General features: G+C 42.6%; 16 protein-coding genes. 13 read left to right on the top strand and 3 right to left on the bottom strand.

Features of this window, described 5'->3' with window-relative positions:
- Positions 1 to 34: 34 nt before the first annotated feature.
- From F7R58_RS07145 to F7R58_RS07155, 3 genes are all read left to right on the top strand, one after another.
- Positions 35 to 889 carry a T9SS type A sorting domain-containing protein gene (locus F7R58_RS07145; protein WP_158064247.1) on the top strand — a complete coding sequence of 285 codons (855 nt, stop codon included), beginning with the start codon at positions 35 to 37 and terminating at the stop codon, positions 887 to 889.
- Between the two features lie 514 nt (positions 890 to 1,403).
- Positions 1,404 to 1,925, top strand: coding sequence for an SLATT domain-containing protein (locus F7R58_RS07150; RefSeq protein WP_158064248.1), 522 nt, complete (start codon positions 1,404 to 1,406; stop codon positions 1,923 to 1,925).
- Positions 1,926 to 1,928: 3 nt separating this feature from the next.
- Positions 1,929 to 2,735: an SMODS domain-containing nucleotidyltransferase gene (locus F7R58_RS07155; RefSeq protein WP_158064249.1), complete on the top strand. Its 807-nt coding sequence runs from the start codon at positions 1,929 to 1,931 to the stop codon at positions 2,733 to 2,735.
- A gap of 358 nt (positions 2,736 to 3,093) precedes the next feature.
- Here the strand turns inward: F7R58_RS07155 and F7R58_RS07160 are convergent, their stop codons facing one another.
- Positions 3,094 to 3,423: a transposase gene (locus F7R58_RS07160; protein ID WP_229723789.1), complete on the bottom strand. Its 330-nt coding sequence runs from the start codon at positions 3,421 to 3,423 to the stop codon at positions 3,094 to 3,096.
- A gap of 432 nt (positions 3,424 to 3,855) precedes the next feature.
- Between F7R58_RS07160 and F7R58_RS07165 the strand changes: the two genes are divergently transcribed.
- The 4 genes from F7R58_RS07165 to F7R58_RS07180 are packed head-to-tail and all read left to right on the top strand — an operon-like array spanning position 3,856 to position 7,686.
- Positions 3,856 to 4,944 (top strand): glycosyltransferase, encoded by a 1,089-nt coding sequence (locus F7R58_RS07165; RefSeq protein ID WP_158064250.1) that lies wholly within the window; start codon positions 3,856 to 3,858, stop codon positions 4,942 to 4,944.
- A complete protein-coding gene (gene glf / locus F7R58_RS07170; protein ID WP_158064251.1) occupies positions 4,941 to 6,065 on the top strand; it encodes a UDP-galactopyranose mutase in 1,125 nt (374 codons plus the stop codon). The genes F7R58_RS07165 and glf overlap by 4 nt, the downstream gene beginning before the upstream one ends.
- Positions 6,062 to 7,189 carry a hypothetical protein gene (locus tag F7R58_RS07175; RefSeq protein ID WP_187695214.1) on the top strand — a complete coding sequence of 376 codons (1,128 nt, stop codon included), beginning with the start codon at positions 6,062 to 6,064 and terminating at the stop codon, positions 7,187 to 7,189. The genes glf and F7R58_RS07175 overlap by 4 nt, the downstream gene beginning before the upstream one ends.
- Positions 7,190 to 7,203: 14 nt before the next feature.
- Positions 7,204 to 7,686 (top strand): adenylyltransferase/cytidyltransferase family protein, encoded by a 483-nt coding sequence (locus F7R58_RS07180; protein WP_158064252.1) that lies wholly within the window; start codon positions 7,204 to 7,206, stop codon positions 7,684 to 7,686.
- A 33-nt stretch (positions 7,687 to 7,719) separates the two neighbouring features.
- Here the strand turns inward: F7R58_RS07180 and F7R58_RS07185 are convergent, their stop codons facing one another.
- A complete protein-coding gene (locus F7R58_RS07185) occupies positions 7,720 to 8,112 on the bottom strand; it encodes a hypothetical protein (protein WP_158064253.1) in 393 nt (130 codons plus the stop codon).
- Positions 8,113 to 8,302: 190 nt separating this feature from the next.
- Here F7R58_RS07185 and F7R58_RS07190 point away from each other — a divergent pair, with 190 nt between their 5' ends.
- Positions 8,303 to 8,587, top strand: coding sequence for a hypothetical protein (locus F7R58_RS07190; RefSeq protein ID WP_158064254.1), 285 nt, complete (start codon positions 8,303 to 8,305; stop codon positions 8,585 to 8,587).
- 5 nt (positions 8,588 to 8,592) lie between these two features.
- Here the strand turns inward: F7R58_RS07190 and F7R58_RS07195 are convergent, their stop codons facing one another.
- Positions 8,593 to 9,273, bottom strand: a complete 681-nt coding sequence (locus tag F7R58_RS07195; RefSeq protein ID WP_158064255.1) for a DedA family protein — start codon at positions 9,271 to 9,273, stop codon at positions 8,593 to 8,595.
- Positions 9,274 to 9,766: 493 nt separating this feature from the next.
- Here F7R58_RS07195 and F7R58_RS07200 point away from each other — a divergent pair, with 493 nt between their 5' ends.
- From F7R58_RS07200 to F7R58_RS07220, 5 genes are all read left to right on the top strand, one after another.
- Positions 9,767 to 10,522, top strand: a complete 756-nt coding sequence (locus F7R58_RS07200) for an SDR family NAD(P)-dependent oxidoreductase (RefSeq protein WP_158064256.1) — start codon at positions 9,767 to 9,769, stop codon at positions 10,520 to 10,522.
- A 40-nt stretch (positions 10,523 to 10,562) separates the two neighbouring features.
- Positions 10,563 to 11,108 (top strand): NADPH-dependent FMN reductase, encoded by a 546-nt coding sequence (locus F7R58_RS07205; RefSeq protein WP_158064257.1) that lies wholly within the window; start codon positions 10,563 to 10,565, stop codon positions 11,106 to 11,108.
- A gap of 121 nt (positions 11,109 to 11,229) precedes the next feature.
- Positions 11,230 to 13,878, top strand: coding sequence for a cation-translocating P-type ATPase (locus tag F7R58_RS07210; protein WP_158064258.1), 2,649 nt, complete (start codon positions 11,230 to 11,232; stop codon positions 13,876 to 13,878).
- Positions 13,879 to 13,909: 31 nt separating this feature from the next.
- The gene (locus tag F7R58_RS07215) at positions 13,910 to 14,977 is read left to right on the top strand and encodes an AI-2E family transporter (protein ID WP_158064259.1); all 1,068 of its coding nucleotides are present in this window, start codon (positions 13,910 to 13,912) and stop codon (positions 14,975 to 14,977) included.
- A gap of 65 nt (positions 14,978 to 15,042) precedes the next feature.
- On the top strand, positions 15,043 to 15,714 hold the full coding sequence (locus tag F7R58_RS07220) for a YceI family protein (RefSeq protein WP_158064260.1): 672 nt from the start codon (positions 15,043 to 15,045) through the stop codon (positions 15,712 to 15,714).
- The last annotated feature ends 309 nt before the right edge of the window (positions 15,715 to 16,023 follow it).

A 16,023-nucleotide genomic window follows, 5' to 3' on the forward strand; every position in this document is an offset into this window, starting at 1 on the left:
TAGAAAACTTTAATACATTTGAAAAAAATATTTTATGAATAAAATTTTATTTTTTGGGATTATTGCAATACCTTTTCTGGGATTTTCTCAAGTGACTTTGAATCAAAAAGATGATTTTGAAAGTTACACGACCGCCAATTGGACTAAAGTTGCGGGGAGTACTTTATCTAATCAAAATGTAACTACCGGTGGTCCTTTGGGAATCGATGATAACTTTTTAAGAGTTCAAGCCAATGGTGGAACTGGAGCAGATTCACAGCTATTAACTTTTAATAATGCTCAATGGATGGGCGATTACATTACAGCTGGAATTACCTACATATCTATGGACGTCAGAAATTCTGGTTCAAATATTATTACTTTGCGATTATCCTTTCGAACAGATTGGACAGACAATGCTCAGTATAGCTCTACAACTCCAATAGCAGTAGTTCCAGGTCAAGGATGGAAAACCATTATCTTTCCTATTGATCAAAATTCTTTAACTAGAATAGGCAATTTTAGTGGTCCTCCTTATTACAACCAAGTTCTTGGAGATGCAAGTGAAGTACGTATTTTACATAATGATGCACCTAGTTGGACAGGAGACCCAATTGTCGGAGTATTAGATATAGATAATATTCAAGCTAGAAATACAAACTTAGATGTTGTTGACTTGGAAAAACTAAAAAATGATATCCTTCTTCATCCAAACCCTTCTTCCGATTTTTTAATGATTCAAGGTATTTCAAAAGAAGAAGATTATAAAATTGTCGATTTAACTGGTAAAATTGTAAAAAAAGGTATAATTAAAAGTTCGGAAAAAATTGATATTAAAGATTTGGGAGAGGGAGTATATTTTTTAAGTTTAAACTCAGGCAGAAATATAAAGTTCATAAAAAAACTGTAGCTAACATAGTATTTATGTTATGCGGGGTTGAATACAAAATATAAACATTCGTCAAAATAATTCCGCAAAAAATGCTTTTTTCTTTTCCTAAGTTTTGTATTTTAGCAAAAGAAAAAAGCATTTTTGCTAAGGTTGGAAACCGCTGAAAACTCAGTCATAGAAAGCCCGCACAACAAAAATACTTTTCTCGTTGTAGGTAACGCCACTGGCAGTCTTGCCGCCGATAGTAAATCCCGAAAACCCCCTTCTTTTCTCCCGAAACCGACCTGAACTCGACCAAACTCATGAGCTTAAACTGGATAAGCATTGCAGCGCACTTTGCGGCCGGATTCAAGATCCTGGAAAAATGGCGCTACCTACAACACGGCATTTCTGTAACCGGGGTTGAGGTTTACCTCATGAAGACTTTCGCCGACTGTTCTTTTTGTTATATTTACAAAAACTTACCTTAAAAGTCCCGGCTACAGAAATGCCCAAAACGTTATACGACATTTATTAAAACATTCCTAACCAAATGACAAATACAATTGAAATTTTAAAAAAGATAAAAGTTGATGCAGTATATGGCAAAAAAAAGCATTTTAACGCTGCTGACAGAAAACATAATTATAATCTTTGCTTAGGTATTCCAAACTTAATTCTAAACATTATATCAGGTTCTATTCTTTTTTATGTACTAACTGACGGTATCGATTCTTGGATAAAATATATCCCATTGATCTTGACATTAATAATTGCAATATTAGGAGGAATCCAAACATTTAATAATTACGAAAAAAAAATTGAAGGACATAAAAGAGTTGGTAACAAATATTTAGCAATAATGAAAAAATGCATTAGACTAGATAGTTATATTAAAGACAATGCAATTTCGAATGATAAACTTATAGAAGAAATTGAAATACTTTCTAAACAAATAGACGAAACAAATGTTGAAGCTGAAGCTTTTCCTACTAATCAAAATGATTATTTAAAGGCAAAAAAAGGAATAGAAAATGGAGAAGAAAGTTATACTATAGAAGAATTAAGTATTTAATTTATGGCAAGTTCTCTTAATAATTATTTAAGACAATTATCTTCTGATTATTATCTTAAAAATGACTCTACAGAATTAGCAAAAATTAATAGTTCTGTTGCTAATTTGTTTCAAAAATTAGATAAAGATTTAGGTCTCTTAATAAAACGAAAATTCATATTTGGTTCATTCGAAAGAGATACTATCTTACCAAGAAAATTTGATTCTGATTCTGATATTGATATTATGGTTGTATTTAATCATACAGAATATGAAAGAACACCTAATACATATAGAGCTTGGTTGAAAAATTTTGCTGATAAACATTATAAAGATAGATATGGTTCAGAAGTTTACAAATCATTTCCAACAGTTACAATTAAACTTAATAATATAAAATATGATTTAGTTCCAGCTAAGGAAGAAACATTATTTTTTAGTCCTCAACTTTATATCCCGAACGATTATGGTTGGATTAGTACTAATCCAAATGATGTAAAAGATAACCTTCTAAACATTAATAAAAAATATAATTATATTGTTAAGCCAATAATTAGATTACTCAAAGCTTGGAATAGTAAGGCTGGAAATCCATTAGATTCTTATAATCTTGAATTGCAAATTGCTAAAATGAATTTTTCAGGAGATAATATTGAAAGTGGCTTCTATTGGGCAGCAAAAAGATTGACAATATCAAGCTTAGCAGCTCAGTGGAAAAAAGATAAAATTTCACAATTATCTAAATCAATATATTCAATCGAAGAATACTTAGCTAAAGATCAACTGTTTAGTGCAAAACTAGAACTTCATAAACTTCTACCTTACACCTAAACGTAGTATAACATTGGTAATCGTTGCGCAACCTCAGATTTCAGCGGCAAGGTCTGAAAATTCAATAAAAAACAGCCTCTTTTAAAGCGATTTAAAGGAGGTCTTTGTTTTAGTAATGAAAAATTTCCGGGATTTTAGGTGGCCTTAAACAAAGGATATTGAAGCCGTGGGAAAGAGGTTCTGCCAAAACCAAAACTTCCCTTTTCGAAGGTTCATGATTTGAGCATTTCGGTACGCTTTTCGGGTGATGAATTTCAAGTATTTTTCAGGTTATAAGTGAGCGCAGCCATTAATATCCCGTCCGGAACGGGACAGGCTATGTTTGTTGGCCTGAGCCATGCCGCGCGAGTTGATTATTTTACTCACTAGTTTTTATTTCTTTATTGGTGTTCGTGAATGCTTCGCATTTCATGTTGTGATGGTTGATGAGGGTTCCCAGAACCGGTTCTACGCGCGAACTCCGGCGTTTGGTGAGAAAACGGGTGTATTTCTTGTCCCGGTTTAGTTTCTTGTGCATGGCATCGTAGAGCGGTTTGTGGATGCTGTCATCCAGTTTCTTGAACCTGGTGACCTTTCCGCAGCATTCAGCCCGTAACGGACATTTGCCGCAATCTTTTTCGCTGCTTCTGTAGATGTTCTTCGAGTAGCCTTTGCTGTAAAACTGAAAACAGCGCCGGTTACACCACACAGATTACACAGATTTGCACAGAAAATAAGCGCGGAATCAGCGGAATCAGCGGGAGCTTAAACAGTTTTTCCGCCAAAACACAGATTTCACAACCATGACCGATAATACGCATTATAGTATTTTATACTTCTCTAAACCGAAATTATCTTTTTTGTACTATTTAGGATTTATACTAAAGCAGCTAATGGTTTTTGGTTATTTTAACTAAACATTTGTTATCATAATGACTTTCAATTACAACTAAATATAACTGGCACTTTAATTGCTGGATATTATTTAAAGTTCTACCGTCGTCCTGCGATTTCTAGATCCAATTTTAGTCGACTTCGGATTTCCAGGATCACCCATTTTCGGACCGGTGGTTTTTTTTGTGCCTGAATTTTTATTCGTGCACTAAGAAGCATTAAACATTAAAACACTAAATATATTATTATGGTTAATCATGACTATCCGAAACCGGCAAACTACGATATGATCGTCTTTTGTCATCTGCGCTGGGATTTTGTCTATCAGCGTCCTCAACACCTGATCAGCCGTTTGGCAAAGGACTATAAGGTGTTAGTAATTGAGGAGCCCGTACCTACACGTCTGAACGGAAAAGGACCCTTTGAAATAAAGGAAGTTTATCCAAATGTGCATGTGTGCCGTCCACCGGTAAACAGTATGAACGACATTGGGCGCTACCTTCGTAAGAAACTCCCGAAGAACAGCTTCCGGGTGGGCTGGTTTTACTCTCCCGCATTCGTATCAGTATTGGAAGAACTTGATTTTGACACTGTAGTTTACGACTGCATGGACGAACTCACCCTTTTCCGTGGCGCTTCTCCCGAACTTGTAGGTCAGGAAAAAGCGCTGATGTCAGCGGCAGACGTGGTGTATACGGGTGGAAAATCACTCTACGAATCCAAAGCAAAAAAGCATCATAACGTGCACTGCTTCCCAAGCTCTGTTGATATTGAGCACTTCTCCGGTAAAAATGGTGTCCAGGCTGAAAAACCGGCTGATATGTTGGGAATTCCCGGAACAGTTGTAGGATATTATGGCGTTATTGATGAGCGTATTGACCTTAATCTCCTAAAAAAAACGGCCGCGCTGGCGCCTGAAATTTCCTTCGTAATGGTTGGTCCACTCTGCAAGATCAGTGAAAATGACCTGCCAAAAGCGGAAAACATTTACTATCTGGGTATGAAGTCATACGAAGAATTACCTGCCTATCTGCACCATTTCGACATTGCAATGATGCCGTTTGCGCTTAATGATTCTACGAGGTTTATAAGTCCAACGAAAACCCTGGAGTATATGGCAGCAAACAAACCTATTATCTCCACCCGGATTAAGGATGTGGAGAGAGATTACAGCCATTGCATTATGCTCATAGATAACGAACAGGATTTTCTGAAAGCGATTACAAATCCGGAGCGTAATTTCAGTGGCAGCTACGCTGAAATTCTTATGAACACCTCCTGGGACCGTACCGCAAAAAAAATGGGCGCAATCATTGAAAAAACACTGGCGGTATGAAGGCAGATATCCTGATCATAGGGGCAGGCATCTCCGGTGCTACATTAGCAGAGCGATATGCCAATGCCGGCAAAAAAGTGCTCATTATTGAAAAAAGAGATCATATAGCAGGAAACTGTTATGATCATTACGATGAAAACGGAATTCTTGTATCCAAATATGGTGCCCACCTCTTTCACACCAACGATGCGGAGGTTTGGGAATATGTAAACCGGTTTGGCGAATGGTACCCCTGGGAACACCGCGTAGTAGCACGTGTTGACGATAAAACTGTTCCAATTCCTGTTAATATTTCAACTGTTAATATCCTCTTTGGCGAAAACCTGGAAACAGAAGAACAAATGAAGCAGTGGCTGGAAGCGAACCGCATTCCGTTTGAAACACCTGCCAATGGTGAGGAGGCCGTCCTGAACCGCGTAGGTCCGGTGCTGTATGATAAAATGTTTAAACATTATACAAAGAAACAGTGGGACAAATATCCGGCAGAACTGCACGCATCCGTACTGGAACGGATACCTGTACGTTCAAGTTATGACGACCGCTACTTTTCCGACACCTACCAGGCACTTCCGAAAGGTGGATATACCAAAGTTTTTGAAAATATGCTCAGCCATCCAAACATTACCGTACTTCTGAATACAGATTATTTTGATGTGAAGGACCAGTATGACGGCTATGAGAAACTGTTTTACACGGGTCCTATTGACCGATTTTTTGAGTTTGAGGAGGAACTGACCGAAAAACTGGAGTACAGGTCCATCAACTTTGTAACAGAGCAGGTAGATGCAGAATATTTTCAGGAGAACTCCGTGGTGAATTATCCCGGACGCGAGGTGGATTTTACACGTATTGTGGAATACAAGTATTTCGGAAATCAAAAATCCGCTAAAACCAGTATAGTGAAGGAATTTACCGTGGATGAAGGTGAACCCTACTATCCGGTTCCCAACGAGAAAAACCAACTGATTTACGAGAAGTATAAAGCCCGGGCAGACCAGCTTACAGATGTTTACTTCGTAGGACGCCTGGCGAACTATAAGTACTTCAATATGGACCAGGCATTTAAAAACGCACTGGACCTTTACCGGACACTTGAGCACGCAAAAGCTGACGCCTTATGAGAAGTCCGCAGATTTTCAAAAGTTATTGGCAGGGCGGCTTTGAATGCGCAGACCATATCAACCGGCATGGCGACCGTGTAAACCTGCTGCAGGAAACCCAGCACGACCTGCGGGTAGCTGAAGATTACCGGCTACTGACCGATCTGGAAATATACACCGTAAGGGAAGGTATTTGCTGGAGTAATGTTGAAAAAACACCCGGCATCTATGATTTTTCAGAAGTTCTAAGAAGGATGAGGGCGGCGCAGGACTTGGGAATCCAACAGGTTTGGGACCTTATTCATTTTGGATACCCGGACGGACTGTTCCCCACCCATCCCCATTTTGCTGCAAGATTTGAACAGCTTTGCCGGGCTTTTGCACGCTTTTATAAAGAACACAGCAACGACACGCTCTTCGTAGTACCGATCAACGAGATTAGTTTCCTTTCGTGGATGTCCGGCGAAAACAGAGGTACAGTTCCGTTTGCAGCACATAACGGCTGGGACATCAAGTATCATTTGTGCAACGCGGCCATCCGCGGAATCCGTGCATTGAAGGAAGAGGTGCCGGAATGCAGGATCGTGCTTGTGGAACCGCTTATTCGCATTCACAGTCATGGCGGCTGCGAGCTGGATCTACAGCGCAGGAATGAGTATCAGTTTGAGGCAATGGACATTATCGGAGGACGTATGTGTCCCGAACTGGGAGGTGAAGAAGGTTTCCTGGACATACTCGGTTTCAATTATTACTGGAACTGCCAGTGGCGCGGTGAAGGCGAAAGTCTGTGCTGGCCGGATCTGACTGATGAAAGAATTCCTCTTCATCAATTGCTCCTACAGGCCTATGGCCGGTATAAGAAACCAATATTTCTTTCGGAAACGGGGCATTTTGGTGAGGGCCGCGCTGAATGGATAAATGAAATTGCCAATGAAACCCGTATGGCAGCTGAGATGGGTGCCGATTTTCACGGAATATGCATTTATCCTGTAACCGACCGGCCGGACTGGGACAACCTCTCCAACTACAGCAATTGCGGCCTTTTCGATTTGGATGAACAATGTAACCGCATAGCCCACACGCAATCTATAGCTGAACTCCGGCAAATTATGGAATTACAGAACACCCCGGAACACGTTAACTAATAAACAAATCTACAATGGAAAATTCAAAAACTATAGGTATTACTTTCAGCTGTTTCGACCTGCTGCATGCGGGTCATGTACGGATGCTCGCCGAAGCGCGTGCTCAGTGCGATTACCTTATCGTAGGCCTGCAAACGGATCCCACCATAGACCGGCCGGAGAAAAACAAGCCCACACAGACAGTGGTTGAGCGCTATATACAGCTGAAAGGCTGCAGGTATGTAGATGAGATTATCCCCTACACCACCGAAAAGGACCTGGAAGATATACTTCAGCTGTACTCCATAGACGTACGGATTGTGGGCTCCGAATATAAGGACAAAGACTTTACCGGTAGGGATTATTGTGACGAAAACAACATCGTTCTCTACTTCAATGAAAGGCGGCACCGCTTTTCCAGCACGAATCTGCGGAAGGAAATCTACCGTATGGAAAACCAAAAAGTACAAGAAAATTTACCGGAACTGAACGGCGTACACCGCAAAGCCCTTTCATAAACCGGAGCGCAGGAATATTCCTGCGCTCCGATTTTATATAAAATGTTTCTGTTCAGAATCGTCTTCATCATCATCTTCATCATCAAGGTCTTCCAGATCCCATTCATCATAACCAAACTCATCATCTTCATCCAAAGTCCAGGAATCCTGTTCATTAGCCATATTTTCCATCACCAACTCATGAAACTCCTGAAAACGGAAGTTGTAAGTTTCGTCCAGTAAGGCCAGTTCATTTTCAACATCGATTAGGAGATCCTCGTCTTCGTCCGTTAATTCTTCAGGGGCGGCCACGTTATACAGCCAGATCTTATCTCGCTGGAGGATGCAGTATACTTTGTATATTACCTTTTCTGCCGTGGTACGGTCCGAGCCGATTAATTCATCAAATGCGGTGAGGTTTTCGAGATAAAAATTTCTGTCAATCATTTATTTTGGAATAACAAACATTGGGATGCATCAGTACCAACGGTGCATGAAATGTCTTTGCAAATATACTAAAGATTAAAGACAGCAGCACTTAGCAGCAGCTCAGTGATGGGTTTTATGAAAGGGTAAGACAATTCAGCGCGCGATGGTCACATTTTTGCATAATTTTCTCCAAATCAATTTACGAGTAATGAAAAGAAAATCCGTGCTTGTAGGCCTGGCCACAGCTACTCTATTGCTGGCTTCCTGCAAAGAAAATGAAGTGGACCGTTTACGCCAGGAGAATGAAGAACTGAAAGAAACGAAGGGACTTACGCGCTCCGATTCTGTGGAAATTTACAATGCCATACAGCATGACAGCAAGAGGCGTTTTGCCACAGGATTTCTGGACAGCATTAAAAAGCGCGACATCAAACTTTACGAGGCTTTCATAGAGGAAGCAGAATCACGCAACACGTTGCTTTTGCCGGATTAGTCGGTTTATTTATCCCCCTTTTTAAGGAATTTAGCATTCACATACTCCCACACCATGGGTAACAGAGAGATTCCTATAATTGCGAAGATTACTGTTTCAAAATTTTCCTGCACGACGGGAAGGTTGCCGAAGAAATAACCCATCAGCGTCAGGCTCCACACCCAAACAAAAGCCCCAATCACATTGTACTTGATAAAGGTTGAATAGTTCATGGATCCAATTCCGGCCACAAACGGTGCGAACGTCCGCACAATAGGTACAAACCGGGCAATGATGATTGTTTTTGGACCATTTTTGCTGTAAAACGCCTGTGTTTGCTCAATATACTTTGGGTTTACAAGCTGCTTATCTCCTAATTTAAAGCTCAGCATCCTGAGTCCCACATTTTTTCCAAGATAGTAATTCAGCGTATCCCCCAGGATGGCCGCTATAGTGAGCAAGGCCAGAATAAGCCAAAGGTTGAGACTGGCAGTTTCGCCTGTGGCTCCAATTACCCCCGCACAGAAGGTTCCGGCAGCGAAAAGCAGTGAATCGCCGGGAAGGAATGGCATCACTACCAGTCCGGTTTCCACAAAAATAATCAGGAAGAGGATGAGGTAAATCCATAATCCATAATCCAAAATCATGGTGTACAGATGCTTATCGAGGTTCAGGAAAAAATCAAGTACAGTTTGTAAAAACTCCATATTCAGTGCAGGTTTAGATGGCTGCAAAAATACGGTAAAGAATTGAAGGTAAAGATACTTCCGCACGACAAATATGCAGCTATTAATAATTTCCTATACCTTCCGGTCCGTTCGTGATGAAGGGCTGATTGCATTTTGCTACATTCCTTAAAGGCCGCCAACTTCCCTATTGTTTTGGGTTTCAAAAGTTGAATTAGATCCCCGCTTTGCTGAATTTCATTGAAGACACCGGCTCAAGCCGGTAAATTGCAACCGTAAAAGGTAATCCAAAACTTCACTGTTTATCCGGTTATCATTTGATATTGCAGTCCAATCGCATCAGCAAAATTATTACAGACTGAGAACTGTTGAATTTTATGCCGACTTCAGCACCTAAGTGGTAGGTCCCGGGAATCCGTTGCCAATTACTTGATCTAATCAAGATATTCCAGAGCTATTATTATTAAATTTGATACACCAACGAAATCAAAACCAATCAATAAAATTTAACAGAATGAAAAAATTAGAGAACAAAGTAGCAGTGATCACGGGCGCAGGATCCGGTATCGGAAAGTCAACTGCGCTTCTTTTTGCACGCGAAGGTGCCAGAGTAGTTGTAAGTGACATCAACGCTGAGCATGGCAATCAGGTCGTGTCAGAAATTGAAGGTATGGGCGGTGAAGCTTTTTTTGTAATGGCAGATTCGTCCAGCCCCGGAGACAATGAAAGGCTGGTATCGGAAACGGTGAAAAAATACGGCAGACTGGACATTGCGGTAAACAATGCGGGTATCGGCGGAGAAATAAACAAGGCCGGAGACATGACCGTTGAGGGTTGGAAAAAAGTGATTGACATCAACCTTTCCAGTGTATTTTACGGCGTAAAGTACCAGGCTCCCCAAATGGTGAAAGACGGTGGCGGCAGCATCATCAACATAGCCTCAATATTGGGTCAGGCGGGATTTGCTAGCTCCAGCGGATATGTGGCAGCCAAGCATGGCGTGGTGGGATTGACAAAAGCTGTAGCCTGGGAATATGCCAAGGAGAATGTCCGCATCAATGCGGTAGGTCCGGGTTTTGTATACAGTGGAATGGTGAACGAAGAATCCATGGGCAAAGAAGCACTCACTTTTCTGGAAACCAAGCATGCTTTCGGCAGATTAGGACAACCAGAAGAAATAGCGGCCATGCTGCTGTTCCTGGCCTCAGATGATGCCTCCTTTGTGACCGGATCCTATTATCCTGTAGACGGCGGCTATCTTGCTGTTTAAAAACAGGTGCAATCCTTAACTACTAATCAATCACTATATTATGGCAAAAAAAATCGCAGTAATTGTAGGTTCTCTCAGGAAAGAATCCTACAACAGAAAAATCGCTCAAGAAATGATCCGGCTTTCCGAAGGTAAACTGGAGATGAAGATCGTGGAGATCGCAGACTTACCGCTTTATACGGAGGACCTTGACCAGAATCCACCGGAAGCGTGGACTTCTTTTCGGGAGCAGATTAAGGGTGCAGACGGCCTGCTAATTGTCTCGCCGGAGTACAATCGTACCATTCCGGGAGCACTAAAAAATGCAGTTGATGTGGGCTCGCGCCCTTACGGCAGTTCCGTCTGGCCGGGAAAACCGGGAGCTGTAGTGACCTCATCTATAAGTTCGCTGGGTGGTCTGGCCGCCAACCATCATATCCGTCAGGCTTTTGTATTTGTAGATGTACCCTTGATGCAACAGCCCGAAGCCTATATCGGAAATGCAGCTGAAATATTTAAAGAAGACGGTAAAACGCTTGTTGCCGATACCGAAAAATTCCTCAGCGATTTTATTGATGCCTTCCATCAATGGGTTATGAAATTTTAACATCTTCATTCACGGTATTCAAGGCCTTATTCTTCGTAATAAGGCTTTTTTATGTCCGAACAACCATCGCTGTTTTCATAATTATGCCTAATTTTAAGGTGTCATCCCCGAACAGCAGAATATGTGGTTTACAAAATCAATTGATGAAACTTTAAATGAACTGAATGTAAATCCTGAATCCGGTCTCACCGGCGCTGAAGCTGAGGCCCGCCAAAAATCTTTCGGACCCAACCGCCTTGAGTCCAAAAAAAAGAAATCCATTCTTCAGATTTTCATTTCGCAACTCAATGACTGGCTGATTTATGTGCTCTTTGCCGCAGTGATAATTACTTTTATTATGGCGGAATATATTGACTCGGTAATCATCCTGCTCGTGATACTTATCAATGCAGCTATCGGTGTATTTCAGGAAGTTAAAGCGGGCCTGGCCATAGACGCCCTGAAACAACTTTCGGTACCCAAAGCCCTGGTAAAGCGCGATTCGCACGTTTCCGAAATCAGCAGTGTAGATCTTGTACCTGGTGATATTGTCATTCTGGAAGCAGGAAGAGTTGTTCCTGCCGACCTCAGACTTATAGAAGCGGTAAACCTGCAGACTGAAGAATCGGCACTTACCGGTGAATCTCTTCCCGTTACGAAAGATGCTGCCGCAGTTCACACAGATTCCGCAACTCCGCTGGGTGACAGGAATAATCAGGCTTTTATGTCGTCTACAGTAACGTATGGGCGCGGAACTGGAATTGCCGTAGCCACAGCAATGGATACAGAAGTAGGAAAGATCGCACACCTCATAGGAAATGAAGCTGAATCCAAAACGCCACTTGAAAAGAGGCTGAATGAGTTGGGGAAAATGCTGGGTAAAATTGCTGTCGCCGTTTGCGTTTTCATCTTTGTACTTTCGTGGCTGCAGGGCCGGAATCTGGGTGAGATGTTCCTGACGGCGGTTTCCCTGGCTGTAGCTTCCATCCCCGAAGGACTGGCTGCAATTGTGGCCGTCGTTCTTTCCATTGGTGTTACTGCAATGTCCCGGAAAAACGCGATCATCCGCAAGCTGCCGGCTGTTGAAACGCTGGGATCTGTAAATATCATCTGTTCCGACAAAACCGGCACATTGACCCACAACAAAATGACGGTTACACAGGTCTATACCTCAGAAGGTCTCTATGATTTGGAAAAGGACGGCACAGATGCTGCAAGCGACACAGTGAAGTTTGCAGCAACAGCAATGATCCTTTGTTCCGATGCCACGCTGCAGGACGGTGAGGCTACCGGTGACCCTACAGAAGTCGCCTTGCTTGCGCTGGGCGACAGTATCGGTATAGACCGGACGCACTTGGCTCATATTACATCCCGAAAAGATGAAAAAGGATTCGATAGTGACCGGAAAATGATGTCGGTACTCGTGCGCACTGAAGATGATTATAAAGTCTTCAGCAAGGGAGCGTTGGGAAGTCTGAAAAAACTGGTTACACATGTCTGGGCCAACGGGAAAAGCCGCGAAATTACTGATGATGACCTGCAGAGTTTCAGTGAGGCTGCACGGCAGATGTCAGATTTGGCACTCCGAACACTGGCAGTAGCCTATAAGCCTGCCAATTCCGGTACCGGCCAGGAGGAAATGGAGAAAGACTTGGTACTGCTGGGGCTTGTGGGGATGATGGATCCGGCACGGGACGAGGTAAAACCGTCCATAAAAACAGCTAAGGAAGCAGGCATAAAAACAGTGATGATTACCGGTGACCACAGGAATACCGCTTTGGCCATAGCCAAAGACCTTGATATTGCTACGGGGTCGGCGCAGGTTATTACAGGTCCCGAAATTGAAAAGCTGACCGGGGATGAGCTGGAAGCCATGGTAGACAATTACTCGGTTTTCGCCCGCGTTTCGCCTGAGCACAAAGTTCGGATCGTACATGCGCTGAAAGCCAAAGGAAACATCGTTTCAATGACCGGCGACGGCGTAAATGATGCCCCTTCTCTGCAGGCTGCAGATATTGGCGTGGCCATGGGAATCACGGGGACTGATGTAGCCAAAGGTGCTGCGGACATGATTCTTACCGACGATAATTTTTCCACCATCGTGAAAGCCATTGAACAAGGCCGGAACATCTACAACAATATCAGGAAATCGGTCATTTTTCTTTTAACCTGTAATCTCGGAGAGGTAGTCCTGATGGTGGCTGCATTGCTTGCAGGCTGGCCCTCCCCACTTATTGCAACGCAGCTGCTTTGGATTAACCTTCTTACAGACACCCTGCCCGCCATCGCTCTGGGCATGGACAAGGGCGATCCGGAAGTGATGAAGGAAAAGCCGCGCCCGGTAGATGAGAGTTTTTTCTCAGACGGTGCCGGCAAATCTGCCGTAATAGGTGGAATCTTCATTGGACTTATTACCACCTTTGGTTACTGGTATGGCTACCATGAACTCGGTTATATGCCTTGGGATGACCAGGTGCCGGATGAAGTGGTGAAAAATGCAAGAACGCTGGCCTTCATGATACTCGTATGTTCACAGCTTTTTTATTCACTGGGCATGAGAAACCGGAAAAAACTCCTTTTTAAGTCAGGAATTTTTGGCAATAAGTATCTGATTGGTGCCATCGGGCTGGGCCTGCTGTTACAGGTGATGGTCATTTTTATTCCGGCGCTGCGCGATGCTTTTAAATTACATATGCTGGATGCGAGGGGCTGGATCATGGCAGTTGCGTTGGGTCTTTTGCCTTTAGTTGCTCTCGAAATCAGCAAAATTATTCGGCATCTCAAAAAATAATTGTATTTCAATTTACCTAACTCACTTTTTTATGCAAAAACTGTTCAGCAAAATAAGCGTGCAGAAAGCGCTTCTCTTCATCTCACTCTTTCTTGTTGGGATTATCCTGTTTGAGTTAAAATACTTTGTGTCCGGAATTATGGGTGCGGTCACACTTTATATACTGACCCGGCGCTTTTACCTGAATCTTACCGAAAAAAAGAAATGGAACAGCAACCTTACCATAACACTTATCCTGTTTATGATAGTCATCTCCTTTGCAGTGCCGCTTTGGATCCTTATCGAAATCCTGATTCCTAAGATCAATGAACTGATTAACGACCATGATGCAATTATTGAAAACTACAATACCGTACGCAAATTCCTGGAAAACAACGAATTTCTGAAACGTTTTGACCTTCAATTCTCTGATCAAAGAATCCTGCAGCTCGTCAATAAGGTTATTTCCTACATTCCGTCTACATTAAACTGGGTAGGTCAGACATTTGGAAATATTTTCGTAGCTCTGTTCATTCTGTACTTTATGCTGAGGCAGTCCCGGGAAATGGAAGAGCGGCTGAAGGAACTGCTTCCACTTTCACGCGGGAGCAAAAAGTACCTCATCCGTCACACTGCAGCACTTATCAGGTCCAATGCGTATGGTGTTCCTATCCTGGGTTTCAGTCAGGGTGTCATAGCCATGGTGGGCTATTATATATTTGGTGTGGAGAATGCCATATTTTGGGGCCTTCTAACAGGTGCCGCCTCAATTGTACCGGTTCTGGGTACCATGCTCATCTATATGCCTGTCTGCATTTATCAGATTGCCACCGGCGATGTGCAAGGTGGACTTCTCCTTGCTTTGTACTGTCTTGTTTTGGTTGGCGGTATTGATAATGTGCTGCGTTTTACACTTTTAAAGAAGATGGCGGATATCCATCCGCTCATTACCGTATTTGGAGTAGTGCTGGGACTTCAGCTGTTTGGTGCAATGGGACTTGTCTTTGGGCCTGTCCTGCTTTCCCTGCCGGGAATACTGTACCGTGTTTTTGAAATGGAGCGGAGTTTAAAGGACCTGCAGGAACATGGCGGCCAGGATGCCGAAAATCACATTTCTTAACATAGGTCAAGCCGGTCCGAAGAGCTTCCACTATATCTTTGCCGAAAATTTAACAAGTAAAGACAATGAAAAATTTATCAATTCTCGCACTTAGCGCAGTTCTTACACTGGCAGCATGTAAGGAATCCAAGACAGACACCGCCACCACTTCCGGCGAACAAACCGTAGCTGCTGCTGTGGGTGACACTTTTACCGTAAATACAGCAGCCAGTACAGTGAAATGGACAGCTTACCACAAGGGAGGTCTGAACCCGCGTTTTGGAACTACGCAGGCTACCGGAACGTTTACCGTGGAAAACGGTGCACTTACGGCCGGTTCCCTTACTTCAGATATCAATACACTTACAACAGATCCAAAGGCTGTAGATCCTGCATTGAGTGATGGAAAAACATCCGCAGACCTGGATGCGCACCTGAAAAATGAGGATTTCTTCGATGTTGCGAAATATCCTTCGGTGAAATTTGACATCACGAAGGTAGAAGATTTAGCTGCCGGAACGGAAAGCAAAGTTGCCGGTGCCAATAAAACCGTGAGCGGCAATCTTACCATTAAGGACAAAACAGTGAACGTTTCTTTCCCGGCGAAAGTAGAGGTAACCGAAAACGGTCTCACAATGGTATCAAGCTTCACCATCAACCGCCAGGACTGGGGACTAACCTACGGTACTGAAGGTGATGCTAAAGACTGGATGATTTCCCAGGAAGTGGATCTGGAACTGAACATAGTTGCTTCATAGTAATCATACTTACTCACATACGAGACAGGCCGCAGTATTGCGGCCTTCTTTATCTTACAGATATATGACAATATCTCTTAAACACTTTAGCGTCCTTTAGTATACCTACAAAAATAAAAACCCCAAAGTAAAGTTACTTCGGGATTCCTATTAATATGGTTATTAGTTTCAATAGGTCTTCACGGTTATTGATCCTATACAAATGTACTTACATGCCTTTATTTGTACAACAGGAAAAACACCCTTTTTCAGTTGCAAATTTGAGTTAATTGAAAGCGGCATCAACTGAACTTCCAGCGTATGTTAAAT

Source organism: Chryseobacterium sp. (genome assembly GCF_008831505.1).
In the GTDB taxonomy this organism is placed as follows: Bacteria; Bacteroidota; Bacteroidia; order Flavobacteriales; family Weeksellaceae; genus Marnyiella.